At 66.1% G+C, this 26,213-nt stretch carries 21 protein-coding genes and 2 pseudogenes; 13 read left to right on the top strand and 10 right to left on the bottom strand.

What is annotated here, in order from left to right:
* Positions 1-39: 39 nt before the first annotated feature.
* Positions 40-621, bottom strand: coding sequence for a nuclear transport factor 2 family protein (locus tag H7J73_RS18355; RefSeq protein WP_264068984.1), 582 nt, complete (start codon positions 619-621; stop codon positions 40-42).
* A 47-nt stretch (positions 622-668) separates the two neighbouring features.
* Between H7J73_RS18355 and H7J73_RS18350 the strand changes: the two genes are divergently transcribed.
* Entirely contained in the window at positions 669-1,973 is a 1,305-nt protein-coding gene (locus tag H7J73_RS18350) for a hydroxyacid-oxoacid transhydrogenase (protein ID WP_264068983.1), read from the top strand.
* A gap of 5 nt (positions 1,974-1,978) precedes the next feature.
* Positions 1,979-2,401: an acyl-CoA thioesterase gene (locus tag H7J73_RS18345; RefSeq protein WP_264068981.1), complete on the top strand. Its 423-nt coding sequence runs from the start codon at positions 1,979-1,981 to the stop codon at positions 2,399-2,401.
* On the opposite strand, the gene H7J73_RS18340 is transcribed toward H7J73_RS18345, so the two are convergent.
* Positions 2,398-3,549 carry an LLM class flavin-dependent oxidoreductase gene (locus H7J73_RS18340; RefSeq protein ID WP_264068980.1) on the bottom strand — a complete coding sequence of 384 codons (1,152 nt, stop codon included), beginning with the start codon at positions 3,547-3,549 and terminating at the stop codon, positions 2,398-2,400. The genes H7J73_RS18345 and H7J73_RS18340 overlap by 4 nt on opposite strands.
* Before the next feature lie 160 nt (positions 3,550-3,709).
* Between H7J73_RS18340 and H7J73_RS18335 the strand changes: the two genes are divergently transcribed.
* The 3 genes from H7J73_RS18335 (at position 3,710) to H7J73_RS18325 (ending at position 8,852) form a co-directional block, all read left to right on the top strand.
* The gene (locus H7J73_RS18335; RefSeq protein WP_264068978.1) at positions 3,710-7,837 is read left to right on the top strand and encodes a SpoIIE family protein phosphatase; all 4,128 of its coding nucleotides are present in this window, start codon (positions 3,710-3,712) and stop codon (positions 7,835-7,837) included.
* Positions 7,837-8,175 carry an STAS domain-containing protein gene (locus H7J73_RS18330; RefSeq protein WP_264068976.1) on the top strand — a complete coding sequence of 113 codons (339 nt, stop codon included), beginning with the start codon at positions 7,837-7,839 and terminating at the stop codon, positions 8,173-8,175. The genes H7J73_RS18335 and H7J73_RS18330 overlap by 1 nt, the downstream gene beginning before the upstream one ends.
* Before the next feature lie 116 nt (positions 8,176-8,291).
* Entirely contained in the window at positions 8,292-8,852 is a 561-nt protein-coding gene (locus tag H7J73_RS18325) for a hypothetical protein (RefSeq protein WP_264068975.1), read from the top strand.
* Here the strand turns inward: H7J73_RS18325 and H7J73_RS18320 are convergent.
* Both H7J73_RS18320 and H7J73_RS18315 read right to left on the bottom strand, forming a co-directional pair.
* On the bottom strand, positions 8,737-10,263 hold the full coding sequence (locus H7J73_RS18320) for an FAD-dependent oxidoreductase (RefSeq protein WP_264068973.1): 1,527 nt from the start codon (positions 10,261-10,263) through the stop codon (positions 8,737-8,739). The two genes, H7J73_RS18325 and H7J73_RS18320, sit on opposite strands and share 116 nt — an antisense overlap.
* A 68-nt stretch (positions 10,264-10,331) precedes the next feature.
* Positions 10,332-11,084 (bottom strand): alpha/beta hydrolase family protein, encoded by a 753-nt coding sequence (locus H7J73_RS18315; RefSeq protein ID WP_264068972.1) that lies wholly within the window; start codon positions 11,082-11,084, stop codon positions 10,332-10,334.
* 262 nt (positions 11,085-11,346) lie between these two features.
* On the opposite strand from H7J73_RS18315, the pseudogene H7J73_RS18310 reads away from it, so the two are divergent.
* Both H7J73_RS18310 and H7J73_RS18305 read left to right on the top strand, forming a co-directional pair.
* Positions 11,347-11,691: pseudogene (locus H7J73_RS18310) on the top strand (cupin domain-containing protein); the annotation flags it as partial.
* Between the two features lie 9 nt (positions 11,692-11,700).
* Entirely contained in the window at positions 11,701-12,276 is a 576-nt protein-coding gene (locus H7J73_RS18305; protein ID WP_264068971.1) for a hypothetical protein, read from the top strand.
* Between the two features lie 9 nt (positions 12,277-12,285).
* Here the strand turns inward: H7J73_RS18305 and H7J73_RS18300 are convergent, their stop codons facing one another.
* The 3 genes from H7J73_RS18300 to H7J73_RS18290 form a co-directional block, all read right to left on the bottom strand.
* Positions 12,286-13,314: an acyl-CoA dehydrogenase family protein gene (locus H7J73_RS18300; RefSeq protein WP_264068969.1), complete on the bottom strand. Its 1,029-nt coding sequence runs from the start codon at positions 13,312-13,314 to the stop codon at positions 12,286-12,288.
* A gap of 258 nt (positions 13,315-13,572) precedes the next feature.
* A complete protein-coding gene (locus H7J73_RS18295; protein WP_264068967.1) occupies positions 13,573-14,400 on the bottom strand; it encodes an alpha/beta fold hydrolase in 828 nt (275 codons plus the stop codon).
* Positions 14,401-14,435: 35 nt separating this feature from the next.
* On the bottom strand, positions 14,436-15,485 hold the full coding sequence (locus H7J73_RS18290; protein ID WP_264068966.1) for a cupin domain-containing protein: 1,050 nt from the start codon (positions 15,483-15,485) through the stop codon (positions 14,436-14,438).
* Positions 15,486-15,755: 270 nt separating this feature from the next.
* On the opposite strand from H7J73_RS18290, the gene H7J73_RS18285 reads away from it, so the two are divergent.
* A complete protein-coding gene (locus H7J73_RS18285; RefSeq protein WP_264068964.1) occupies positions 15,756-16,184 on the top strand; it encodes a hypothetical protein in 429 nt (142 codons plus the stop codon).
* A 3-nt stretch (positions 16,185-16,187) separates the two neighbouring features.
* Here the strand turns inward: H7J73_RS18285 and H7J73_RS18280 are convergent, their stop codons facing one another.
* On the bottom strand, positions 16,188-17,243 hold the full coding sequence (locus H7J73_RS18280) for a threonine aldolase family protein (RefSeq protein WP_264068963.1): 1,056 nt from the start codon (positions 17,241-17,243) through the stop codon (positions 16,188-16,190).
* A gap of 66 nt (positions 17,244-17,309) precedes the next feature.
* On the opposite strand from H7J73_RS18280, the gene H7J73_RS18275 reads away from it, so the two are divergent.
* Together H7J73_RS18275 and H7J73_RS18270 are read left to right on the top strand one after the other, a co-directional pair.
* Complete coding sequence (locus tag H7J73_RS18275) at positions 17,310-18,998, top strand: alpha-keto acid decarboxylase family protein (RefSeq protein WP_264068962.1); 1,689 nt, start codon at positions 17,310-17,312, stop codon at positions 18,996-18,998.
* 55 nt (positions 18,999-19,053) lie between these two features.
* Positions 19,054-20,184, top strand: a complete 1,131-nt coding sequence (locus H7J73_RS18270; RefSeq protein ID WP_264069285.1) for a metallophosphoesterase — start codon at positions 19,054-19,056, stop codon at positions 20,182-20,184.
* 49 nt (positions 20,185-20,233) lie between these two features.
* Here the strand turns inward: H7J73_RS18270 and H7J73_RS18265 are convergent, their stop codons facing one another.
* Together H7J73_RS18265 and H7J73_RS18260 are read right to left on the bottom strand one after the other, a co-directional pair.
* Positions 20,234-22,579: an IniB N-terminal domain-containing protein gene (locus H7J73_RS18265; protein ID WP_264068960.1), complete on the bottom strand. Its 2,346-nt coding sequence runs from the start codon at positions 22,577-22,579 to the stop codon at positions 20,234-20,236.
* Between the two features lie 685 nt (positions 22,580-23,264).
* A pseudogene (locus tag H7J73_RS18260) lies at positions 23,265-23,482 on the bottom strand (IS256 family transposase); the annotation flags it as partial.
* Between H7J73_RS18260 and H7J73_RS18255 the strand changes: the two are divergent.
* The 3 genes from H7J73_RS18255 to H7J73_RS18245 all read left to right on the top strand — a co-directional run bounded on the left by H7J73_RS18255 (position 23,435) and on the right by H7J73_RS18245 (position 26,146).
* Positions 23,435-23,563, top strand: a complete 129-nt coding sequence (locus H7J73_RS18255; protein ID WP_264069305.1) for a hypothetical protein — start codon at positions 23,435-23,437, stop codon at positions 23,561-23,563. The pseudogene H7J73_RS18260 and the gene H7J73_RS18255 overlap by 48 nt on opposite strands.
* Positions 23,564-23,808: 245 nt before the next feature.
* The gene (locus tag H7J73_RS18250) at positions 23,809-24,294 is read left to right on the top strand and encodes a MarR family winged helix-turn-helix transcriptional regulator (RefSeq protein WP_264068959.1); all 486 of its coding nucleotides are present in this window, start codon (positions 23,809-23,811) and stop codon (positions 24,292-24,294) included.
* A gap of 634 nt (positions 24,295-24,928) precedes the next feature.
* On the top strand, positions 24,929-26,146 hold the full coding sequence (locus tag H7J73_RS18245; RefSeq protein WP_264068958.1) for a RodZ family helix-turn-helix domain-containing protein: 1,218 nt from the start codon (positions 24,929-24,931) through the stop codon (positions 26,144-26,146).
* Positions 26,147-26,213: the final 67 nt, after the last annotated feature.

Here is a 26,213-nt window from a genome sequence, read left to right as displayed (position 1 = left end):
TTCCAGCCGGGCCCGGGTCGACCCACCGTACCGACGCGATCAAGCCTGATTTCGCGACGAGTGTCCCGCGGGCGGCGCGGGCCGGTTCAGCAGTGCGAAGAAGCCGTGCGACGGGTCGGTTTCATCGGGTGCGCCCAGCGGCGTTCCGGCGGTGATCGGGTGGCTGAAGTTCACCGAGGACGGGTCGTTGACGTGGGCCCAATCGGTGACGATCATCCGCTCGACGAATTTCCATGTGCCGTCGCGGTTCTCGTATTTGTCGAGATAGCGGCCGCCGACCACGATATCGACGTCCCGGGCGCCGCCGGCGACAGTGTGGGTGGCGATCGTGTAGATCTCCCCTTCGGCCCTGGCGCCGCTGATGGCGAAGTTCACGGTGGTGATGTTGTGCTGCATCGACCGGATATAGGGCCGGGTGGCCGCGAGCTGGTCGAGAAACTCGGTGACGGTTCCCGGCGAAGACCCCGTCAGCGCGCCATGGCTGTCGAGCGCGTCGCGGTGGTAGAGACTACGCAGCCGGGCGAAGTCGCCGCGATCGACAGCACGGCAGTAGGTGTGGACGAGCTTGCGCAGCGCGAACTCGTCGAGCATCTCTTGGACTTCGGGATCCCTCGTTGGCATCGCTATAGGCTCGCACGTAAGCCCGGGTGTCAAGGTTGGGAGACTCGATGAGTTGCTGTCATTACCAGTCCGCCGGTGACGGATTCGAATCCGCATTCACCGTCGACGCGTCCAGGGTCACCTTCGGCAGGGGGTGTCTGGCCGAGCTCGGCGACCGTTCCGCGGCCCTCGGGATGACCCGGGTGGCGTTGTTCTCCGACGCCGCCGTGTCGCGGCTGGAGATCTTCCAGACCGCGCAACGCTCGTTGCGGGACGCGGGCCTGGACGTCGTCACCTACACCGATGTTCGGGTCGAACCCACTGATGAATCCTTCAAACAGGCAACGGAATTCGCGGTCGCCGCCAAGCCCGATGGCTACGTGTCCGTCGGCGGTGGGTCGGTGATCGACACCGCGAAAGCGGCCAACCTGTACGCCAGCTATCCGGCCGATTTCCTGGAGTACGTCAACGCCCCGGTCGGTGCAGGTACGCCGGTGCCCGGCCCACTGGCGCCGCATATCGCGTGCCCGACGACGTCGGGAACCGGCAGCGAGGTCACCGGTATGGCCATTTTCGATCTGCTGTCGTTGGCGGCCAAGACCGGTATCGCCGCTCCGGCGCTGCGCCCGACCGAGGCGCTCGTCGACCCCGACTGCACCGACACCCTGCCCAGCCAGGTGGTGGCGTGCAGCGGACTCGACGTGCTGTCACACGCCCTGGAATCGTTCACGGCACGGCCGTTCACCCAGCGGCCCGCCCCTGGCCCGGGTGCCCGGCCGATGAGCCAGGGCGCCAATCCGTGGAGCGACCTGGGGAGTCGCGAAGCCATGCGGTTACTCGGTCGGTACCTGGAGCGCGCCGTCCGTGACGCCGACGACCGCGAGGCGCGCGAACAGACCATGTGGGCCGCCACCCTGGCCGGTATCGCGTTCGGCAATGCCGGCGTCCATGTGCCGCACGCGATGGCCTACGCCGTGGCCGGACAGGTCCGCGGCTTCCATCCCGACGGGTATCCGGGGTCCGAACCGATGGTGCCGCACGGGATGGCGGTGATCCTCAACGCGCCGTCCGTTTTTCGTCATACCGCGCAGACCGACCCGCAGCGTCATCTGGAGGCCGCGCAGCATCTCGGTGCCGACACCCGCGGTATCGGTCCCGAGGAAGCCGGTGCGGTCCTGGCCGACGACCTGATCCGGATTATGCGTGCGGTCGGCATGCCCAACGGGCTCGCAGCGGTCGGTTATACCGAAGCGGACTGCGGTAGTTTGGCCGACGGCGCGTGGCCCCAGCAGCGGCTGCTGCAGAACGCGCCGATCGAAGGCGATAAGCCGTTACTGGAGAGCATGTTTCGCGGAGGGATCAGCTATTGGTAGCCGAAGTGCATAGTGTCGACGATTACCGTTACTTCCTGCCCATCACCACCAGGTGGATGGACAACGACGTGTACGGCCACGTCAACAACGTGACGTACTACAGCTACTTCGACACGGTGGCCAATCACTTCCTGATCCGCGAAGGCGGCCTCGACATCCACACGTCGCCGGTCATCGCCCTGGTCGTCGAGTCGATGTGCTCGTATCACGCGCCGGTGGCCTACCCGGACGAATTGGTCGCCGGTCTGCGGGTGGACAAGCTCTCGACCCGATCCGTGACCTACGGGACGGCGATCTTCACCACGACCGGGAAAGCCGCTGTCGCGCAGGGACATTTCGTGCACGTATTCGTCGACCGGGAAAGTCGCAAAGCCACCCCGATCCCGGATCCGATCCGTGCGGCGTTGGCGACGCTCGTCGTCGATTAGGTTTTCGCGGCCCGCTCCGCGGCATGGTCGTCGATGGCCTTACCGATGGCGTGTGCAGCCCGGTCGACGAACTCGGTCCCGCTACCCAGCACCCAGTCCTGTGATGCGGCGGGACCGGCGAGCTGACCGGTGAAATGTGGAATCACATACTGCGCGAACAGTTCGTAGCTGTGCGCCTTCGCCGCCGGGGCGGCCCAATCGTGGTCGAAGAGTAGGAACGCGCCGAAACCGCCGTTGCTCGCCTCGACCAACTCCTCGATCTTCGCCACCGCGTCGTCGGGGGTGCCGATCACCGCGAAACCGGACTGGCGGTTGTTGGCGATGATCTCCGCTACGGTGTCACCCTGCACCGGGCCGGCCGGCAGGATGTGCTTGAAATAGCGGGAGAACTGCGCGATGCCGTACTCGACCTCGCGTTCGGCCTGCTCGCGGGTGTCTGCGAGGTGCATCGGCCCGACGAGCCGCCATTTCGACCGGTCGGCGACGTGGCCGTGCTCGAGTGCCACCTCCTCCCATGTCTGCCAGTGCTGGGCCAGCAGGTCCATGCCCTGCCTGGCGGTGGCCGCGATCGACAGCATGCCGATGCCGTGGGTGCCGGCGCCCCGTGGCCCGGTGGGCGAGAAGGACGCTGCGACAGCGACATCGAAACACGGGTCGCTGTAGGGCTTCAGTTGCAGGCGGGCATCCTGCAACGTGAAACCGTCGGTGTGCATGGTCACGGTCTCGCCGCGCAGCAACCGCATGATCGCGCCGAGGCACTGTTCCATCCGCGGCCGTTGCTCGTCGGCGGGGATCCCGAGCATGTGCGCATCCGAGGTGAGCTGACCGGGGCCGCAGCCCAGCATGACTCGGCCCCGGGTGAGGTGATCCAGCAGCACCATTCGATCGGCCAGCATCAACGGGTTGTGGTACGGCAGTGAGCTCACGCCGGTGCCGAGCTTGATGTGTTTGGTGCGTTCGGCGGCGACGGCGATGAAAACCTCGGGAGAGGCGATGATCTCGAATCCGGCGGAGTGGTGTTCACCGACCCAGGCCTCGTCGAATCCGAGCCGGTCCATCGCGACGATCAGGTCGAGGTCGCGTTCGATCGCGAGCGTGGGATTCTGTCCAACGGCGTGGAAGGGGGCCATGAAGTTTCCGAAGCGCATCCGCTCATTGTGGATGCCGACCTCGTTTTGTGACCCGGGTTCCCAGGGAAAACACTGGCGCTTCGAGCTGCGATGATGATTGTCTTGGATCGAACGACGTTGACCGTCCAGCACAGCGCGGAAGCAACGTCTCCTGGTAGCGCCGACGAAAGGGACCCCGGTGGTCTTCCGCGCGGACGATGAGGTCGGTCGCGATCTTGCCGCGGTCGACTGGGAGTCCACCCCGCTGGGCCTGCCCGATGAGTGGCCGCAGAGCCTCCGCACCGCCGTCAGCATCCTGTTGTCCTCGCGGTTTCCGATGTGGATGGCCTGGGGACCGGACCTGACGTTCTTCTGCAACGCGGCGTACCGCCGCGACACGCTGGGCAGCAAGTACCCCTGGGCGTTGGGCCGCTCGGCCCGTGAGGTCTGGGCGGAGATCTGGCCGGATATCGGCCCGCGGATCGAGAGCGTGCTCACGACAGCGGAAGCCACCTGGGATGAGGGTCTGCTGCTCTTCCTGGAGCGGTCGGGCTACTCCGAGGAGACCTATCACACGTTCTCCTACAGCCCGTTGCGCGACGAAAGCGGGCTCGTGATCGGCATGCTCTGCGTGGTCAGCGAGGACACCGAGCGGGTCATCGGCGAGCGCCGAATGGCGACCCTGCGTGATCTCGGTTCTGACCCGAGCGTGCTGCGCACCGAACAGCAGATCATGGATTTCGTCGATGAGCAGCTCGACCGCAACCTCGCCGATCTGCCATTCACCTTGACGTATCTGTTCGATGACGACGGTGCCGCGCGGCTTGCCGGTGTCAGCGGAATCGAGCTCGGCCATCCGGCGGCGCCGCAGTCCCTGCCTGCCGGCACTCCCACGCTCTGGCCCGTCGACACGGTCGCCCTCGGCGAATCCGCGCTGATCGATTTCGACGACGCGCTCGAGCTGCCCACGGGTGACTGGGATGCACCGCCCGAGCAGGCGCTCGTGGTTCCGCTCCTGCAGCAAGGCGCCGCACCGGTGGGTTTCCTCGTCGCCGCGCTCAATCGCCACCGGACGCTCGACAAGGGTTATCACGGATTCGTCGACCTGGTGGCCGGGCACATCGCCGCCGGCATCGGCAGCGCGCGCAGTTACCGGACCCAGCAGCAGCGCGCGGAGGAGCTCGCCGAGCTGGACCGGGCCAAGACGACGTTCTTCTCCAACATCAGCCACGAGTTTCGCACCCCGTTGACGCTGATCCTGGGCCCGCTGGACGATCTGCGGCGCCGAACGTCCGGGGTCGACGAGCAGGCCCGCCAAGAGCTGGAGCTGGCCCACCGCAATGGTCTACGGCTGGCCAAGCTGGTCAACACCCTGCTGGACTTCTCGCGCATTCAGGCGGGCCGGATGCAGGCCCGGTTCGAACCGGTCGACCTGTCCACCGTCACCGCAGAACTGGCCAGCGTTTTCCACTCGGCGATCGACCGGGCCGGTCTGACCTTCACCGTCGACTGCCCACCGTTGGACGAACCGGTGTATCTGGATCGCGATATGTGGGAGAAGGTGGTGCTCAACCTGCTCTCCAACGCGTTGAAGTTCACCTTCGACGGCGGTGTCACGGTGCGGGTGGGCCGCGACGGCACGGACGCCGTCGTCACCATTGCCGACACCGGGATCGGCGTGCCGGCCGCCGAGATGCCGCGCCTCTTCGAACGGTTCCACCGCATCGAGAATGTCCGCGCCCGCTCCACCGAGGGCAGCGGAATCGGGCTGGCACTGGTCCGGGAATTGATCGGGTTACACGGCGGCACCATCACCGCCGACAGCCGCGAAGGTGCGGGAACGAGTTTCACCGTCCGGCTGCCTTTCGGGGCAACGCACCTGTCGGCCGATGATCTCGCCGCACCGGAGGACACCGCGGAAACCGCGCGGGTACTCGGCGAACCCTATGTGCAGGAGGCACTGCGCTGGCTGCCCGGCGAGGCGGAATCCGCCACGACCACGGCCACGAACGCGACCACGGCCACGACCGCGGACGCGCCGTCCATCGGTGGCGAACGCGCGCAGGTGCTGATCGCCGATGACAACGCCGATATGCGTGAATACCTGACCAACCTGTTACGGACCGCCGGCTATGACGTCCGCGCCGTCGACGACGGCAGGCAGGCACTGGATGCGGTCCGTTCCGAGCTGCCCGACCTGGTGATCAGCGATGTGATGATGCCGGTGCTCGACGGCCTCGGGCTGCTCGCCGCGTTGCGGACCGATCCGCGCACAGCCGCGTTGCCGGTGCTGCTGCTTTCCGCCCGTGCCGGTCAGGAAGCCTCCATAGAAGGTCTGCAGGCCGGCGCCGACGACTATCTGGTGAAACCTTTCGCGGCGGCAGAGCTGCTGGCCCGGGTGCGGGCCAACTTGCAGTTGACGCGGTTGCGTAATCACCACGCCCGCTGGCGTACTGCTCTGCTGGACTCGCTGCAGGAGGCATTCTTCGTCTGCGATGAGCGTGGTGCAGTCATTGAGGTGAACACGGCGTTCGCCGACATGCTGGGGTACGGACCTGAAGGTCTGCCCTACGAGGGCGCCCAGCCGTGGTGGCCGGACGCCGAGGCCGACCCCGAGTCGTACCGGCTGGTGGAGCAGGCGTTCAAGGGACTGCTCGATCATCGTCAAGGCGCCTTCACGGTTCCTGTCGAGCACCGCGACGGGCATCGGCTGTGGATTGCCGTGACCTTCAACCCGGCGGCCGATCCGGAGTCCGGGCGCGCGGTGATGGTAGGAACCTTCCGTGATGTTACCGCCGAGCACTACGCCGGCCAGCGCCAGAACGCGCTGGCGGCACTGAATCAGCAACTGGCACAGGCAGATACGCTCGATGATGCTCTTCGTGGCGCCATCGAGGAACTGCGCGGGGTGTGGCGGGCCCGGCGGGTTCTGGCCGTGACCTTCCCGGCCGATGCGGCGAAGGACGACCAGCCCGATCTGGTGTGCGCGGGCGATCCCGCCGAATGGGCAGACCTGGCGCCGCATCGGCGCGAACTCATCGAGTCCCTGCGCGACGCGGACCTGCTCACCACCGTGACCGCCGAGTCAGGCGTGGCCGGCATCGCGTTGCAGCACCCGCGCGGCGTCCTGGTCGTGTGGGTGGAGCTGGCTGAATCGCGGCCCTTCATTCCGGAGGACCACACCCTGCTCACAGTGCTGGCCGGCCGGCTTGGGCAGGGGCTGCAGCGCGTCTACCAGTTGGACGAGCAACGCGAAACCGCTGTGGCGCTGCAACATGCGATGCTCGGCCCCGCGAGGCTGCCCGAAGGTTTCGCCGTGCGCTATCGGCCGGCAAGCCGGCCGCTGCAGGTCGGCGGTGACTGGTACGACGTCGTCGAACTCGACGACGGCCGCGTCGCCCTGATTGTCGGCGACTGTGTGGGGCACGGTCTGGCTGCGGCCACCGTGATGGGGCAGCTGCGTAGCGCGTGCCGTGCGTTACTGATCGAACAGTCCAGTCCCAGTGCCACTTTGGCGGCACTGGACCGCTTCGCGGTGCGGCTGCCCGGCGCCAGGTGCACCACCGCGTTCTGTGCGGTGCTCACCCCGTCGACGGGGGAACTGGTGTACTCCAGCGCCGGGCATCCGCCACCGATCATGGCGCTCGCCGACGGCACCACCGTGATGCTCGACGGTGGTCGTGGGCTTCCGATGGCGCTGCGGCCGGACTGGGCCAGGCCCGAGGCGCAGGTGACGATGCCGGCGCGCGCGACGGTGTTGCTCTACACCGACGGACTGGTCGAACGCCGTGGAGTGTCGATGGACGACGGGATGGCCAAGGCCGCCGACCTCGTCCAGGGTGGCCGTTCGGAGGCGCTCGACGAGGTGGCGAACGAGTTGATGGCCCGGCTCGAGCCCACCGGCGGCTACGCCGACGACGTGGCCATGCTGCTGTATCGGCAGCCCGCGCCGCTGGCGATGAATTTCGCTGCCGACGCACAGCATCTCGCCCCGACCCGGGCGGCGTTGCGCAGCTGGCTGGTTCAGGCTGGAGTTGACCCCGAACAGATTCAGGACGTTCTCATCGCGACCGGAGAAGCCGTCGCCAATGCGATCGAGCACGGCCATCGTGACCGGCCTGAGGGGATGGTCTCGTTGCGCGCGTCCGCAGTCGTCGATCGATTGGAGGTGACTGTCACCGACACCGGTGTCTGGAAGACGCCACGTGAGATCGCCGATATCAGTCGTGGCCGTGGTCTCGCCCTCATGCGAGGTCTGATGGAGGACTTCAGCATTCACTCCGACGAGGCCGGAACCACTGTTCACATGTACGCGAGGATCCCGTAATGGCCACTCTGCTCACCTTGAACACCTATCGTGGCGCCGACGGAGCGCCCACGGTGGTCGCGGAGGGCGAGATCGACCTCAGCAACGTCGACGTGTTCACCGAGGAGCTGAACAACGCCAGCGCGGGCACCCGGCAGCCGATGACAGTCGACCTGAGTGCGGTCAAGTACTTGGACAGCGCGGGTATCAACGTGTTGTTCACGTATTCAGACGAAGTCGACCGTCTGCATCTGATCGTGCACCCCTTCCTGATGCGGGTCCTCACCATCAGCGGCCTGAGTGAGATCGCGGATGTCCTACCGGCTGAGGGAGTCGACCGCGAGGGCGGTCTCGGCTAGCGGGGGCATCGCGGAGATAGTTGGCCCGCCGCTTAATGTTTCGAAGTCCTAACGATCGTGTTGTATCTCGGCATCTTTGCGTGCGCAGATCGCGCGGGCATGGTCAGGTAGAAGAGATGAGCTCCTCCGTGAGGCCTTCCGTCCATCTGTTGACCGTGCCTGCGGCAGTATGTGCCGCACTGTTGGCACTCGTGATTCCCTTGGCCAGTGCCGAGCCTGGTACCGACAGCCAGGGCTTTGTCGATTCGACGGCGCGGTGCGCATCACCGGATACCGCCGCAGCGTTCGGCAGCACGGCGACGTCGCGCGTCGCGATCTGTGCGACATCGGGTGGCAAGTACACCTACCGCGGCGTGCGAATTCGCGACGGCGCCAGACTGATTCTGCCTGCGACACAGTCAAGCAGCGGGTTCGTCGCCGAGAACGACGGCATCACCTACACGCTGACGTCGAGTGCGTTGACGGTCAGCTCCGGTTCGACCGTGATTCGCCAGGAACCGATGCTCGACTACCACGGACCGCAGACGTCGACCACACCGTCACCGGCCACCTCAGCACCGGCTACGTCGGCATCGTCCGCGCCGACGACCCAGCCCTCGGCCAAGCCCGACCCGGTCCCGAACCCGACCCCGAACATTCCGCCGTTGCCCGCCGAAGTCGGTGGCAGCGGAAGTTAGCCGACCACAGGCGGGTTGCCACCTGCTGTCGGAAGTTCGTCAGCAGAATCCGGACGAGCAGGGCCCGGTCCTGTAGCCGGGCGGGTGGGTCGATGAGACCGCGGACGCGCAGGAATCGTTCGGCCACGGCGATATCGTGGGTGGCGGCTGTCAACGCCTCTCGTTGCATGCGGGCGCGCGCCCTGTGCCGCAGGGTTCGCGGGGTGTTCGGGGAAGGCCGCCGATCGGCGGCCTCATTCATCGTCCACACCGGTGTGATGTGTTCGGCCGCAGCGCAATAGAAGCGCCGGGCAAGGTTGGTGTTCCCTGCCCGTAGGCACTCCCGTAGGGCGTGCGCCTGCAGGGCGGCCATGGTCATGCCTTGGCCGTGGAGTGGATTGAGGTTGCACAGCGCGTCGCCGAGTACCAGATAGCCGCTCGGCAGCCGTGGCGCCCGGTCGTAGCGTCGCCAGCCTGCGGCGGTGTTTCGGGAGATCGCCAGCCCCCCGATGGGAGACGCATCGCGCAGAGCGGCCGTCATCGCGGCGGGCAGGATCTGTCCGGCCGCGTCGATCAACTCGGTGAAACTGCCGGGAGGAGTGCCGCATTCGATCGGGCTGGCGACGGCCAGCATCCAGGTGTCGTGCTCGTAGGCGACCAGCAGGGCGCCGGGTGCCATATTGCCCTGGCTGACGAACGCCATCCGCTCGGCGATACGCCCTGGCGCGATATACAGCAGTTGGCTGGAATACCCACATTGTGGTGGCACCCGGTCTTCTGTCGGGGGGCCGAAGCCGTGACTGTCCAGGTAGGCGCGCGTGCGTGCCGCGCGCCCGGTTGCATCGACGACGAGGTCGCCGTATACGGCATCGGCAATACCTTTGGTGTGGTTGATGATTCGTACACCCGTGACGGCGTCGCCGGAGATCACCGGTTCGATCACCTCGTGGTTGCCGAGGATGGTGACGCCTGGCAACGCGGCAACCCGACGGCGTAGGTGGAACTCCATAAACGGGCGGCTGGCCTGGTACGCCGCCAATGGCGCCGGATCGGCCAGCCGGCCCGCGGGCGCCAGCTCATAGCCGGCTACGCGGACGTAAATCCGGGACAGATCACCGGCATCATCGACAACGGCCCCGGCGGCCGCGAACTCGTCGAGAATTCCGGGGAACAACTCGCCGATCAGTTGCGTCCCGCGGCTGAGGAAGTTGTGCAGGTGTCGTCCCTGCGGAACCCCTTTGCGCTGGCTCGGATTGACGGGCAGTACGTCTCGCTCCACCACCGTCACCGACTCGTAGAACTCCGAGAGCACCCTGGCGGTCAGCAGCCCCGCCATACCGGCACCCAAAACCACAGCGTGCGAACCCGATCCGGCCATCACGGCCCCTTCCGTCGCCAGCGCAGACGCTCCGTTGGCCCTGCCGATGAGCACCGACCGTACCTCGAGTTTAAGAAAAATAAGACATAATTATGAATACTCTAAGAGTGAGTACGGGTGGGCTACAGGTACGGGTCGGCCCAGGCGCTGATGATGCGAGCGGCGCGCGCCGCCTGGTTTTTGCCGGTCAGTAGATGATCGGCGCCTTCGAGTGAAACAAAGCTGCGCGGGTGCCGGGCGGTGCGGAAAATGTCGCTGGCGTTCGCGATCCCCACGGTGTTGTCGGTCGGCGAATGCATCACCAGCAGGGCCCGGCGCAAGGTGCGGATCCGTTCCCGCAGATCCGCGGCGCGGACGTCCTCGATGAAATGGCGTTTGAGGGTGAGGGCTTTTCCACCCACCAGAAACGGCGCTTCGCCGTCTGCCTCGATCCGATGGACCAGCGCGTCGTAGTTGTGTTCGACATGGGCCGGCTCGTAGGGCGCGCCGATGCTGGCCACCGCAGCCACCGTGGGGCAGTCGTGGGCGCCGGCGATGGCGGCTGCACCACCGAACGAGTGGCCGACCAGCAGGCGCACCTCGCGTCTGGTGTCATTCATGAACTCGACGGCGCGGACCGTGTCGTCGACCTTGTGCGAGAACGAGCCGTCGCCCCAATCGCCTTCTGAATCGCCCAGGCCCAGGTTGTCGAAGCGCAGCATGCCGACACCCTCGCTGGCCAGCTGTTTGCAGATTCGGCTTGCGGCCGGGCAATCCTTGCCGAGCGTGAAACCGTGGGCGAACACCCCCCATCCGCGGACGTCACCAACCGGTAGGTCGATAACGCCGTGCAAGGTCGGTCCGGTGGTGCTGGGGAAACTGACACGTTCGGCCATTCGTGCCATTTTGTCACTGTCTCGGCGCATGCGGCTGTCTTCACCGCGCGCGAACGCGACAGCGGACACCTTTGTGGCGGACCATGCTGTCTGATTGCGAAGGGTGTGGCGCTGCAGCTGGCGGGGGTGCGTCCAAAAGCCTTGCCTGAAACTAGTTTTCAGGAAAATCGGTAACGAGAGGATCGCATACACATCGCCACAGGGCTCGATCCGAGCGCGCACAAGGTCTCCTTGCTCGACGGGGAGATCGTCGAGGAGTCCGACCTCGGATCTCGGGCACGTCGCGAAGGGCGGCTCCCGGATGACGATCATGAACCCGGACGGGACCTTGGACACCTGGTACCTGACCGAAGGCGACATGTATTTCGTCCCGCGCGCCTATCCGCATCACATCGAGGTGTTCGACGCGCCCGATCTGCATTTCGCGATCTTCTTCGACCAGCCGACGCCAGCCGATATCGGTTACCGCGCCTCGGCGAGCGCGTACTCACGTGAGGTTCTGGCGGCGACGTTCAACGCGCACATCGACGATCTGCCGAACTTCCCGTCCACCAAGTCCGACCCGCTGATCGTCAACCGCTGTTATCCGCTTGACCCGCGGACCTAGCCTGGCAGGGTGGACGACGAGGGAGCACGGCTGGGTGCGCAGGCAGCACGGCACCTGCGCGACTACACCCGTCAGATCGAGACGGGCCTGACCGAGGCGGAGTTCGCGCGTGTCGAAGGCCGCTTCGGATTTCAGTTCGCCGACGATCACCGGGCTTTCCTCGCTGCTGGGCTGCCGGTTGGTGAGCGCTGGCCGGACTGGCGCGACGGCGCTGACGAGGATCTGCTCGACAGGCTCGGGTGGCCGGTCGAGGGGGTGCTGTTCGACGTCGAGAACAACGCGCTGTGGATGGACGAGTGGGGTGAGCGCCCGGTCGAGATGGCCGACGCGCTGACGTTGGCCAGCCACAAGCTGGCCGGGGTACCTCAGATGGTGCCGGTGTATGGCCATCGGTACCTACCGGCTGGTCGCGGCACCTATGGTCACCCCGTGCTGTCGATCTACCAGGCAGACATCATCTGTTACGGCTTCACCCTGGTCGACTACCTCGACAACGAATTCGGGCCGGGCCCGGACAACCTCCGGTGGGCCAGCGCCGTTGGCCCGCAACCCACGGTGGAGTTCTGGTCGGAGCTGGTCTCCTAGTCGCTGCAGTCAACCTCGACTGCGCGAAAACTGTTCCACCAATGACTTTTTCAGCTCCGGGCGACTGGCAGCGACCAGCGTGAACGTCGCGTTGCGAGCCAGGAGCTGAGCGGGGGAGGACCGCAGGAGTGCCGCGCCGCCCGCGTTGGCGACCACAGCGGACGCGGCCCGCACCGCCAACGCGGCACCCTCGGCGCGGGCTTGCAGAAGCATCGTGGATTCGGCGAGCCCGGAGTCGAGTCGTTCGCGGACCGCGTCGGCATCGGCGGTGATCGCTGCGGCCGCGTCGGTGCGTCCGGCCGCGTCCAGTTGCTGGGCGCATCGCAGCGTGACGCCGATCGGCAAGGTGCCGTTGAGCCGTGACCCGAAGTTCTGGTTGGCCATGAACTCCGCCCGGGTGACCCGGCTGACGATGCGCTCGTCGGCAATCACCAGCCCATCGACATCCAACGACACCGTCCTGGTTGCGTCGGCGACGAACAGCGGTTGCGCGGTGACATCGGTGATCCCCGGCGTGCCCCCGGCCGGGACGATGCCAGCGATGATGTCTCCCGTGTCGGCGTCGACCGCCGACACCTGCAGCACGTCGATGATGCCCCAGCCGCTGACGAACGGTGCATGGCCCGACAGACGCCACCCGTCAGGGATCCGTTGCGCGTTCATCCGGGGTGGAATGGGGACCGCGCCGGCGAACGCGACTCCGGCCCGGATTCGCCCCGCGATCAGACCGGGTACCAGTTCGTCGCGCAGCGCGGTGTTCGTCGAGGCGGACAGCGACGCCAGGGCGCCGTGGTGCTGTACCCAGGTGAACGCCGTCGCCAGGCAGCCGCCGGCCACGTTCTCCAGAATCGCGATGAGATCGGGGAGCTGCAGCCCCGGCCCGCCGAGCGCGGCGGGTGCGGCGATGCCGTAGAGCCCCGCGTCGGCCAGCGCTTGCCAATGCGAATCGGGAATCGTGCCGGTGCGGTCGACGTCCAGGGCCGCCGGGAACAGGACGGAATCGGCGATCGTGCGCGCGGCGTCCACGAGAGGTGTCACGACGCAGACGCTAGCGGAAGTGCGGCGGCCCGGGGACGGTCCGATCTGCCCGCCTTGCAGCGAGTTGCCCGCCTGTCAGCGAATCTGACTGTGAAGTAGGGCTGCGGTCAGACGGGGAAATCCACCAGCGCTGGCGCCGGAATCCGGTCGCCGTAGGTATCGGCCGGCGGTGCGGGCTGACGCGCGGTCGCGGTGAACCAATCGCCATACGCCAGAGCAGCTTTCACCAACTCACCGCCGAATTTGCGGGACCTCTCGCTAGGCCTTCAGGAATTCCAGCAGGTCGGCATTGATGATGTCGGCGTGCGTGGTGGGCATTCCGTGCGGGAAGTTGTCGCCGTAGGTCTTCAGCGTTCCGTTCTGCAGTAGTGCGGCGGACTTCGGGCCGGCGGCGACGTAGGGCACGATCTGGTCATCGACGCTGTGCATCACCAGGGTGGGTACGGTGATCTTCTTGAGGTCCTCAGTGAAATCGGTCTGGGAGAACACCACGATCCCGTCGTAATGCGACAGCGCGTCGCCCATCATGCCTTGGCGCCACCAGTTTTCGATGATGGCCTCCGACGGCTCGACGCCGGGTTTGTCGTAGTTGTAGAACGGGCCCGAGGGCAGCGCACGGTAGAACTCCGAGCGGTTGGCCGCCAACTGCGCCTGCAGATCGTCGAACACGCTCTTGGGCAAGCCTTCGGGGTTGGCTTCGGTCTGCACCATCAGCGGTGGCACAGCACTGATGAGTGCGGCTTTCGCGACTCGGCTCTCACCGTGGCGGGCGATGTAGCGGACCACCTCGCCGCCGCCGGTGGAGTGCCCGACGTGGATGGCGTCGTGCAGATCGAGGTGCTCGACCACCGCCGCCAGATCGTCGGCGTAGTGGTCGGCGTCGTGGCCACCGGGGGTCTGAGTCGAGCGGCCGTGGCCCCGGCGATCGGCGGCGATCACCCGGTAGCCCTGCGCCAGGAAGAACAGCATCTGGTTGTCCCAGTCGTCGGACGACAGCGGCCAGCCGTGGCTGAACACGATGGGCTGACCCTGACCCCAGTCCTTGTAGAAGATTTCGGTCCCGTCGGAGGTGGTGACGTATGCCATTGTCGTACCTTTCGTTTCGGTGGTAGGAGAACAGGTCAGCGGGGGTCGACAGGGTTGACCCGGCTGACGACCAGCGGGTCGGCGGGGGTGAAGGGGAAGGCCGGCAGGTCGTCGATATGGGTGTTGAAGGCGGCGGCCAGCACTTCACGCGAGTATGCGCTCGCCGACGCGCGGTAACCGATATCGGCGGGGGTGGGCTGGTCGAAGAAGATCAGGAAGTGCCACGGGTCGGGTCCGATGTTTTCGATGTGGTGCGGGTAGGCGCGTGGGATGAAGTACATGTCGCCGGCCTTCATGGTCCAGGTGTCAAGTGTCCCATCGGGATTCATGATCGTCATGCGGGCGTCACCATGCTGGACGTAACCCAGCTCGGCGGTCACCGGATGCCAGTGCGGCTCACGCATCCCGTCCTCGGTGACCCGCAGCGAGTACATCGAGAGGTCCTTGAGTGCGGACCAGTACTGGTCGCGGGCGAAGCGCGCGTTGCCCGAGACATAGTTCAGCGGCGGCTCCTGGGCTTCGATGTCGAACTTGTGCGGATCGTTGAAATACGCGCTCGCCGGGATCACCGGATCGCCGATACGCGCGGCGAGCTTGTGGTCGACGGTTGAGCGGCGGATCTTTGCCAGGTCGGAGGCAGGCAGATCGTAAGTGTTACCCAGCACAGCGTCGCTGAAAGCACCCATGGTCGCGCCGAATCCGAAGTCCTCGGGGCGCTCGCTGCGGAACGCGATGATGAATTCGGCGACGTCGGTGCCGATGTTCTCGATGTGGTGCAGGGAGCCCGAGTTGGCGTGGAACATTTGTCCGGCGGTCACGACGAAACTGGAGAACGTGCTGCCGTCATCGAGGATGGAGACCAGCGCCGTGCCGGACACGCAGTAGGTGAGTTCGTTGGCGTTGGCGTGCCAGTGCGGGGTGCGCATCGCTCCGGGGTTGAGCAGCACTCGCTTGATGGACATGCCGTTGAGGATGGGGAGGTTGTCGGCCGTGACACGTCGCATCGAGCCCAACTCGGACTCCTCGACGATCTCACCGTCGAGAAGTGACGCCGTGTGGCTGCTGTGGATCAGGGACGTGGTCATGAGGCGCCTCCTCGAAGTTTCGCCGCTGGCCAGGGCAGCCGGCGGCCATGGGAAGTACTCTCGCCGAGGTGGGCGCCGGTGTCGTCAGCGCTGACCGCCATCTCGGCTACCGGCTAGCCCCCATACCGTCCGCTCCTGCGAAAGCCACAGCGTGGTCACAGCCAAACCCCCGGGTTCGACGGTCAAGATTGTCGCGAACAGTCAGCATCCGGCGTACGTCACTGCCGTCAGTGCCCGGGTGTCGTTGCCACACATCTAGATCGGGGCCCTATGACTCTCGCCATCCGCACGTCCCCCGCCACTGCCGGGTACGCCATCGACTGCCGCAGAGCCGTCATCCAGGCCTACGCCCGTGGCGTCGCGACGGTTCTGACCGTCCGGGGCAGCGTCGACGCCCTCAACGATGACTGCGTGTACCGCCATCTCTACCGGTTCACACGACTGGAGACGGCCTTGATCATCGACATCACCGAGGCTGCCGTCGCGGATCTGGATACTCTGCGCAGCTTTGCCGCCGGTGATCTCGGCACGGTGATCGCGATCGTCGCCCGTCCCGAGGACGCGGCGGAGATACGCGCGTCCGCCGACGGGCCTGCGGTTCCGGTCCACCGCACCGTCGCAGAGGCGGTTCAGGCCCTCGTTCGCGACATCCAGGCCCGTCGCGGCCCCCGCGCGCTGCCGCTTTTGCGGCTGGCTTAGGGGTTACTGCTTCTGGCCGAGCTCGGCTCTGATCGCCGCGGCGAACGCATCCACATCGGCTTCGGTGGTGTCCCAGGCGGTCATCCACCGTACTTCGCGGGCGGCGGGATTCCAGTCGTAGAACCGGAACTGCTCGCGCAGCCGGTCAGCGGCTCCCGGCGGCAGTACGGCGAATAACGCGTTCGCCTGGGTGGGTTGGGTGAAGTGAAGGGCCGCAACGTCATCGAGTGCACGCCGGAGCCGGGTGGCCATCGCGTTGGCATGACGGGCGGAGCGCAGCCACAAGTCCCCCTCGTACAGCGCGATCAACTGTGCCGAAACGAAGCGCATCTTGGAGCAGAGCTGCATCGACAACTTGCGCAGGAAGAGCAGCCCGGTGGCGGCGTCAGGATTGATCACCACGACGGCCTCGCCATAGAGCAGGCCGTTCTTGGTGCCGCCGAGGCTGAGCACATCGACACCGGCATCGGTTGTGAAGGTGCGCAATTCGGTACCGAGGGCGGCGGCGGCGTTGCTGAGTCGCGAGCCGTCCATGTGCAGCGTCATGCCGCGGGAATGCGCGTGATCGGCGATTGCGCGCACCTCATCGGGGGTGTAGAGGGTGCCCAACTCGGTGGACTGGGTGATGCTGACCGCCAGTGGCTGGGCGCGATGTTCGTCGCCCCAGCCCCACGCCTCGATGTCGATCAGCTCCGGTGTGAGCTTTCCATTCGGAGTGGGGACGGTGAGCAATTTGAGGCCGCTGACGCGTTCCGGTGCTGCGTTCTCGTCGGTGTTGATGTGGGCCGTGGTCGACGTGACGATCCCACCCCAGCGCGGCAGCATGCTCGTCAGGCCCGTCACATTGGCGCCCGTCCCGTTGAACACCGGAAACGACTCCGTCTGCGCGCCGAAATGCCCACGCAGCACTTCCTGCAGACGTGCCGTGTAGTCATCGCCTCCATAGGCGACCTGGTGCCCGCCGTTGGCCTCGCCGATTGCTGCCAGCACCTCAGGATGGGCACCGGCATAGTTGTCAGAGGCGAAACCGCGCGAGGAGGAATCATGCAGTGGGGTCACCGGATGAGTCTCCCAGGTGTCACTTAGGCCAGCTGCGGCGCCGGCCGGGGAAGGCACACTGGTGAGATGACCGCCATCCCCGAAGCCAGCTACACCGTCGGCGACTATCTGCTGGATCGACTCGCTGAACTGGGCGTCACCGAGGTATTCGGCGTGCCGGGCGACTTCAACCTGAAGTTTCTTGACCACGTCGTCGCCCATGACCGGATCCGCTGGGTCGGTGACGCCAACGAACTCAACGCCGGATATGCGGCCGACGGCTACGGCCGACTGCGCGGCATGTCTGCTCTGGTCACCACCTTCGGTGTCGGCGAGTTGTCGGCCGCCAACGCCATCGCTGGCGGCTATGCCGAGCACGTGCCGGTGGTCCACATTGTGGGCGCTCCGTCGAAAGACACGCAGGCGGCGCGACGGGTGGTGCACCATTCACTCGGAGACGGGGATTTCGAGCGCTTCCTTCGAATGGCGCGCGAAATCACTTGTGCACAGGCAAATCTGGTTCCGGCCACCGCCACCCGCGAAATCGACCGGGTGCTTTCGGAGGTCCGCGAACAAAAGCGGCCCGGGTATCTACTGCTGGCCACCGACGTCGCGGAGTTCCCCACCGAGCCGCCGTCTCAGCCGTTACCCCGCTACGCCGATAACACCAGCCCACGGGCTTTGGCCCTGTTCACCGAGGCGGCCACCGAACTCATCGGCACCCAGCAGCTGACCGTGCTGGCCGACCTCCTCGTCCATCGGCTGCAGGCGGTATCCGAACTCGAAGCGCTGCTGGCTGCCGATGTCGTACCGCACGCCACGCTGATGTGGGGCAAGAGTTTGGTGGACGAGAGCTCGCCGAGCTTTCTGGGCATCTACTCCGGTTCCGGCAGCCCGGAACCGGTCCGCAGGGGTATCGAACAGGCCCCGGTACTGGTGACGGCCGGCGTACAGTTCACGGATCTGGTGAGCGGCTTCTTCAGCCAGCGCATCGATACCGCGCGCAATATCGACATCGGCCCCTATCAAAGTGTGGTCGCGGGAAAGGTTTTCGCGCCCCTCGACATGAGAGCAGCCCTGCACGCGCTGACCGGGATTCTGCAGCATCGCGGCATCCGCTCCGTGGCACCAGAAACCGCGCCCAGCCCGCCGGCTGCGCCCCCGCCGGACCGCACTGAACCACTGACGCAGAAATCGTTGTGGGACAGCATCGCCGGCGCGCTGACTCCTGGCAATATCGTGCTGGCCGACCAAGGCACCTCGTTCTACGGAATGGCCGAACACCGGCTGCCGTCGGGGGTCACCTTCATCGGTCAACCCCTGTGGGCGTCGATCGGTTATACGTTGCCCGCCACGCTGGGCGCTGGGCTGGCCCATCCCGATCGTCGTCCGGTGTTGCTCATCGGTGATGGGGCCGCGCAGCTGACCGTTCAGGAATTGGGTTGTCTGGCAAGGGAAAACATTCCCGCCGTCATCGTCCTGGTGAACAATGGCGGCTACACCATCGAACGCGCAATCCATGGCGAAGACGCGTACTACAACGATATCGTCGCCTGGAAATGGCTCGACCTCCTCGGGGCTCTCGGTGCCCACGGACATTTGGGCTTCCGGGCGGAGAACCAGGCCGAACTGGACGAGGCACTTACGACGGCCGCCGCGCATCGGGACAAGATGGTGATCATCGAAGCCGTCGTACCCAGACTCGACCTTCCGCCGGTGCTCGCCGACCTGGCCCACTCGGCCGCCGCAGCGAATGCCGGTCCCGCTGGTGACTGAGGGCAGCATCGCCAAGGACGAACGCACACCCCGTGTGCGGTCCCGGCGCCGGTGGATGCGCCTGATCCTGGTGTTCGTCATCATGGCGGCCCTGCTGGCGGTGCCGTGGTGGACGCTGCTGGTCGCGGGGAACCGCTGGCCGACAGCGGTGCTCGCGGTCGGCTCGCTGGGGTTCGCGGCAGTATTCGCCGGGCTGCCCGCGGCGATGACGGGAGGGCACGGCCGCCGCCACCGCGACTGGGCGGCCATTACCGGTGACGCCCTGCTCGGCGGGATCTGGGTGCTATTCGTGTGGTCGGTCCTGGCCCAGCTGCTGCGCCTGGCGTTGGCCGTTGTCGGGGTCGCGGATCCGGTGCGCTCACGTGCGGTGGCCGGCGCTGTGGTCGTCGTTGTCGCAGCGCTTCTCGTGTGGGGTTACACCGAGGCCATGCGCGTGCCGCGAACTCGGCGCATCGACGTGGCCATCCCCCGGTTGGGGGCCGGGCTGGACGGCCTACGGGTGGTGATGATCACCGACACCCACTTCGGGCCGCTGAATCGCGAACGGTGGTCGGCGCGCGTGGCTGAACGCGTCAATGATCTCGACGCCGATGTCCTCTGCCACGTCGGCGACATCGCAGACGGCACGGCGGCAATGCGTGAAGGCCAGGCCAGGCCGCTCGCCTCGATGCGGGCGCGGTTCGCCCGGGTGTACGTCACCGGCAATCACGAATACATCAGCGAAGCGCAGGGCTGGCTGGACTATATGCAGGGCATCGGCTGGGATGCGCTGCACAACCGGCACATCGTCATCGAGCGCGGCGGCGACCGGCTCGTCATCGCCGGCGTCGACGATGCGACGGCCAAGAGTTCCGGCCTCGCTGGGCATGGGGCGAATCTGCAAGCGGCCCTCGGCAATTACGATCACACACTGCCGGTGTTGTTGCTGGCTCATCAGCCCAAACAGGTGCCGCAGGCCGTCGAGGCCGGCGTCGACCTGCAGCTCTCCGGTCATACCCACGGCGGGCAGATCTGGCCGTTCAACTTCCTGGTCCGGCTCGACCAACCGGTGGTCCACGGGCTGAGCAGACATAGCGAGCGGACCCAGCTCTACACCAGCCGCGGCACCGGATTCTGGGGGCCGCCGTTCCGGGTTTTTGCGCCCAGCGAGATCACCGTGTTGACGCTCAGGGCACCTGCCGGCTGAGTACAACAATGGCGCCACCCGTAGATGGCGCCATTGTTGTTGTCTTCGATCAGAATCCGTGATGGCCCAGCTGGGTGTGCGTTGCCGCACTGGTGTCGACGTCCGAATGCGTCGCCACTGCATCGTGACTCGTGTCGAACAGCGGGGCGTGACTCGAGGAGTCGGCCGATGCGGCAGCCGAGGAATCGACTGTCGAGTGATCGGGTGCGACGGCGGCCTGAGTCGACGCGCTGATCGCGGCGTGGTTGTCGACGGCCGCGTGGCTGGTGTCGACCGAACTCGGCTGACCCGCCGGCGCACTGCTTTCGGGCGTTGTGATGACCGATCCGCTGTGCGAGGTGACGCCGGTGTTGGCCGAGGTCGAGCCGGTGGTGTCGATGACGTGACCGGTCGAACCCGTCGAACCTGTGGCGGCCGTCGAACCCGTCGTGTCGATGACCTGACCGGTCGGAGCCGTCGAGCTGTGATCGGTGATGACGTTCTGGCTCGCGGTGGTGTGGCTGTTCAGCGCAGCACTCTCGTCGCCGAGAATGCTGCCGTGGCTGGTGCTGCCATTGACCGCGGTCGACGTGCTGCCGCCGGTCTGACTCGACAGTCCGGCACCGCTGAGCGACGTCGTCGCCTGGGTGGTGGTGTGTCCGCCCAGTGCGGCGCTTTCGTCGCCGAGGATGCTGCTGTGTCCGCCCAGTGCGGCGCTTTCGTCGCCGAGGATGCTGCTGTGTCCGCCGGCCGCGATGCCCGTGCTGGTCTGGCTGTTCAGCCCCGCACCGGTCAGTGAGCTAGCAGCCTGGACGTTGCTGTGGCCGCCCAGTGCGGTGCTCTCGTCGCCGAGGATGCTGCTGTGTCCGTCGGCCGCGGTGCCCGTATTGCTCTGCCCGGCCAGGCCGGCCGCGCCAAACGACGCGCCGCTCTGCAGGCCACTATGGCTGGCGAGGTTGGCACTCGTGCCACCGCCCAGTAGTCCGGCTGCGGCGACGTTGCCGCTGGCCGCCGCCTGGCTGGTGACGGTCGCTCCACCGAGGGGGCCCATGACGCCGGCCGAGGTTGCGTTGGCCATCCCGGCGCCGCCCTGGGCGGCCAACCCGGCGTTGCCCGTGCCGAACGATGCGCCACCGCCGGCCGCTGTCTGGCTGCCGACAGACACGCCGCCCACCGGGCTCGACAGCCCGGCCGAGGTGCTGTTGGAGAAGCCGGCACCGCTTTGACCCGAGAAGCCGGTGTTGCCCACGCCGAACGAGGTTCCGCCGCCGGCCGCTGTCTGGCTGCTGAGCGAAGCCCCTCCGAGCGGGGTGGCGACCCCGGCCGCGCCGCCGCCGGAGAACCCCGCTTGGCCTCCGGCGTTGACGCCGCCGCCAGTTCCGATCGCGGCATCGCCTGCGGGCCGGTCCGAGATCGTCGGTCGATCGTCGCGACGTTCCCCGAAGCCGGTCCCGCTCCGGCCGACCCCCTGTGCGTTCAACGCGGCATTTCCGCCGAGTCCTGCTGCGCCGTGGAGTCCGGCGCCACCGTGCGCACCGGCCGCGAGGCCTGCGCCTGCGCCGCTGCCGATACCGAGTCCTGCGCCGGCGTGTCCGCCGAGTCCGGCTTCGAATCCGCCGCCGAGTTCGGCGCCGCCGCCGAGGCCGAGGCCTGCGCCTGCGCCGCTGCCGATACCGAGNCCTGCGCCGGTGCCGCTGCCGGTTCCGAGTCCTGCGCCGGCGTGTCCGCCGAGTCCGGCTTCGAATCCGCCGCTGAGTTCGGCGCCGCCGCCGAGGCCGAGGCCTGCGCCGGTGCCGCTGCCGGTTCCGAGTCCTGCGCCGGCGTGTCCGNCGAGNCCGGCNTCNAANCCGCCNCCGACTTCCACGCCAGCACCGAGCCCGGCGCCTACGCCACTCTCAAGACCTGAGCCCAAGCCCAGGCCCAGACCGGCTTGTCCGGCGAGGCCGGCCTCAAAACCGCCACCGACTTCGGCGCCACCGCCGAGTCCGAGACCGACACCCTGGTTGCCGACGAAGCCGGTATTCACGCGGTCGTCGACAAACCCGTCCGCGGGCGCAACGTTATTGCCGAGCTCGACGGTGTTGTTGCTGAGCAATCCCCCCAAAACCCCGGGAATGACGTCGGGGGAGATGACGTCGGCGACGGGGGAGAGCAGGCTTGCCGCATTGTCGACAACGGTTCCGGCAACGGGCGCGAATCCGAACTGATCGGATACCGCCTGTTGCAGGCCGGCGACGGGATTGGCATTACCGAGGATCAGGCCGGGAACGGCACTGGTGGCCACCGACTGAAGGACGTCAGGGCTGACGTCTTGCAATCCGGCCGTCGCCAGCGCCATGTCGGGGTTTGCAACGAACTGCTGTGCGGCGGTTTCGTTGTTGAACAGATCCAGAATGAATTGGAGCACGTTGTCCATCGGAAGACCTTTCTCGTTTCTCGGAGAGCGCGTTGCCGGACTCGTCCGGTCACTGATAGCCACGCTATGGATCGCCGCAGCGAATGAACACGGGGTCGGTGCCCGTGCTCTCCCCGCAGCCCCCGGGGCTTACCGGCAAACCCGATTAGGGGGTTAGGGGATCCCCAGGGGATGACTAGGTAAATCCCATCAGCAACACAGGTGACGCAGCCGGTAGAACTTTGCCGGTCCCGTCCACGGCCGTCATAGGCCGACGTTTGACTCTCCACTTACGGCAGTGGGCATCGACCGCTGTAACAGGCTGCCCACCCGCCCGGGAAGACTCAGCAAAGAGGAGGCGGCAGCATGGGCACCACCGAACTGGTGGACCGCTACTTCGAGTTGGCGACGCACTTCGAAACGGCGCAGTATCTGGCGCGGTTCAGTGCGGTGCAGCCACGCACACCATCCGCCACCTAGAGGCTCTCTGTGACGTGACCGTCGCGCCCGCGCGGATCTCCGGCGGCTTCCCCGGTAGTCCGGTCGACCTGACGTTCCGCTTCACGTTCACCGACGCGGGCAGCATCCGCGCGCTCGCCACCAGAGCCTGACGTGCGGACCGACACCGAGGGGTTTCGCACTCTCCAGGCCATGGAAAGTCCGAGCGGATGAAGCGTTTCCTGGGAAGCGAACGCAAATGGCAGGTGACCAGGGCGACCAAGTGTGGTGCGTTGACTACCTGCCAACGGGCTTGTGCGGCGTTGATGAGCTTGTAGGACATGGCAATTCCTGCAGCCCAGAGCCTGGGCCCTTGGTGCCACTGGTCCGCAACCACACACTGGTACAAGTTGATTCGATCGGATTCGTCGTTCTCGAATGGATCCGATGCTCGGCGGGGTGATTGCACAACTTCAGGAGCACATCGTCGGCGTGAGTGCCATCGCGGACGATCTCACCCAAACAGCGACCGACCCGTCGCATTCGTTGGCTGATTCCGTGTCGTGAACTACCTGCACCTTCCCCGGCCAACTATCGACGCTCGTCCACGCAGATTTCGAGCATTGCTCAATTCGGCGGCGAAGTCGCCGATAGCTAGAGCGAAAGCATCGATAATCGCCGCGCAGGGCACTCGACCGTCGTTATGATCAGGGCTCGTCACAAAGGGAAACCCGACTCGATCAGTCGCACAGGCCGCTTGAGCCCGTTTCCCACACGGGGACAAGTCCACATGGGGGAGGTTTTTTCATCCGATGGCAACCGAACTCTCTCGGATCGCCGGAGTCCTGAAGAGACGATTGGAATCTTTTCATGGATCCATCGACGACTTGGCGCACGAATTAGTGAGGGTGCTCGGCGTCAATCGCACTGATCTACGAGCCCTTTTGCTCATTCTCATTGCGGGCGAGAAAGCCACGACGCCAGGATTTCTGGCCGACCAGCTCGGTCTCACTGCGGCCGGCACCACAATCGTGCTCAACCGCCTTGAGAAAATCGGCTACGTCACTCGATCGCTACATCCGACTGATCACCGCCGAGTAATCGTGTTGGCCACAGATCTCGCTGCTCACCGTTTTTCGGAACTCGTCTCCCCGCTGCTGGATCAGGGCCTCAAGATGTTGGTCAGCTATTACAACGCGGCGGAGATTTCTCTGATCGCCGGGTTCCTCGCCCGTTCGGACGAACTGCAACAAGCTCATCTGAACCGAATGCGTGAATTGGATCCCTTCCCCAATTAGGGGTGACCACCCGTCGTCGCATTCGATGTCCCACCACATCTGTACGACGGCAGGTGGACTCCTTCCGGTGACTATGCGACGAGCGATCTGGGCTTGAAAGTGGTTGTCTTATCGCTTGATTGCGCTGCCTTTGACTGCGTCGGGTCTGGCAAGTGCGGGGATGTCGCCGGCGCCAGGTGGTTTGACGATTCCGCTGACTGCGGCAGGTTGAGCCCGCGGCGTTTGTGAGACGTCGGTTGCAGCTGGGGACGTTGGGGCGACCCTCAGATTGTCGTCGGGCTGCTGGTGTGCCGGACCGGTACCGCCGAGCCTGCCGGCGTGGAGCAGTTCCTGGCGCGCGGCGTGTGGCTCTACAGGATGGGGCAGGTTGTGTGCCCGCCCGGGGTATTCGGTATTGCAATATCTTTGCCCTAATAGCTTTATGTAGTTAATTATCTGGGCGAGATAACTTTCTGCCGACAACTTTCAACACCGAATAACGATAAGGCCGCGCCAGATGCCCTGGGAGAGGCCAGAATAGGGGAGTTCTCAACCCAGCTGAGAAATTCTCAGACTTTCCGGTGGAATTAGGCCCGCGCGGCGATCAGAGTGAAGTAATTTACGACTTCAGGTTACCGATTACTGAGGGAGAGTTATGCAAACGTTTGCGCGGACCAGGATGACCAGCGGTGTGGCACTGATCGGGGCGAGTGTCATCGCGCTGTCGCCGATAGTGGTGGCACCGCAGGAGGTGCATCTGCCGGCGATCCCGGTGTCGAGCATCGCGGCGACGTTGACTGCGTCGGCGACCGCGACGGTCGATCCCATCAGCGAGTGGGTGCAGGTCCTGACGACAACGTTCAACAACCTGTCGGCCCTTGGCCAGCAGGTGCAGTCTGACCCTGCTCCCATCTTGGCGCAGATCATCGCCAACCAGATCGGCTACGCCACCACCATCTCCACAGCGCTCGGCAACGCCGGCGGCGCCTTTGTCGCGAACCTGACGGCACTCCCACAGGCGTTCCAAACGGCAGCTCAACAACTGGCCGCCGGCCAGATCAACAACGCCTTGGCCACGGTGTTTTTTGCCGCACTCGGGGTGGTGCAGTACCCCGCCCTCCAGTTGCTTCCGTTGCTCAACATCCCCGGCCAGGTTCTGCAGAACATCGTCAACGTAGTAAAGGCAGTCCCCACCGTGCTTATCGTCGCGGGCTTTTCTGCGCTCTCCGTGGTCAGCACCGTCGAGGGCGCGTTTGGGGATACCGTGCAAGCGGTGTACGACGCGGTGGGCGCCGGCGATTTCGGGGCGGCGGTGAACGCGATCGTCAACGCCCCCGCCGTGCTCACCAACGCCTTCCTCAACGGGTATGCACCGACGGGAGCCCCGGGGGTTCTGACCCCGGTCGGCGCCGGACAATCGGGTCTTGTCGCCGCATTGCTTGGCCTGCGCGACACCATCGCGCAAGCGCTGGGCGCACCGGTGTCATTCACGGCGGCGGCGGTCGCGTCCCCCAATGCGGCTGCAGCCCTACCGAAACCAGCTGCCACGGTGACACTGGACGCCACCCCTGCCACGGCTAGCCCACGCAGCACGGCTAGCCCACGCAGCACGGGGAGCGCACGCAGCACGGGGAGCGCACCCAGCGCGGTAACCGCATCCAGCGTGCCGAGCACGCTCCGCGCGGCAATCGCACCCAGCCCGGCGACCACGAAAGCCACACCCGCGGCATCCGACAACACCGGTGCGGGCAGCGCCAACAACGCACAACCCGGCTCCACCCAGGCTGGTAGCACTCACGACACCGGCTCCGGCGGTGCCACCGGCACCGGCCCCTCAGCACGAAAAACCGGGCACGCCAACCGCGCACACTAGACAGTCCAGGGAGGTTGTCCCTCCCGTTTATCGGTGCGCCTGTGTGACAGGGAAGGCCTCCTGGTTG

It is taken from the genome of Mycolicibacterium komossense (assembly GCF_025822605.1).
Taxonomy (GTDB): Bacteria; Actinomycetota; Actinomycetes; order Mycobacteriales; family Mycobacteriaceae; genus Mycobacterium; species Mycobacterium komossense.
Note: the sequence above shows the minus strand (reverse complement) of the source record. Positions and strands in the feature narration are given on the sequence as shown.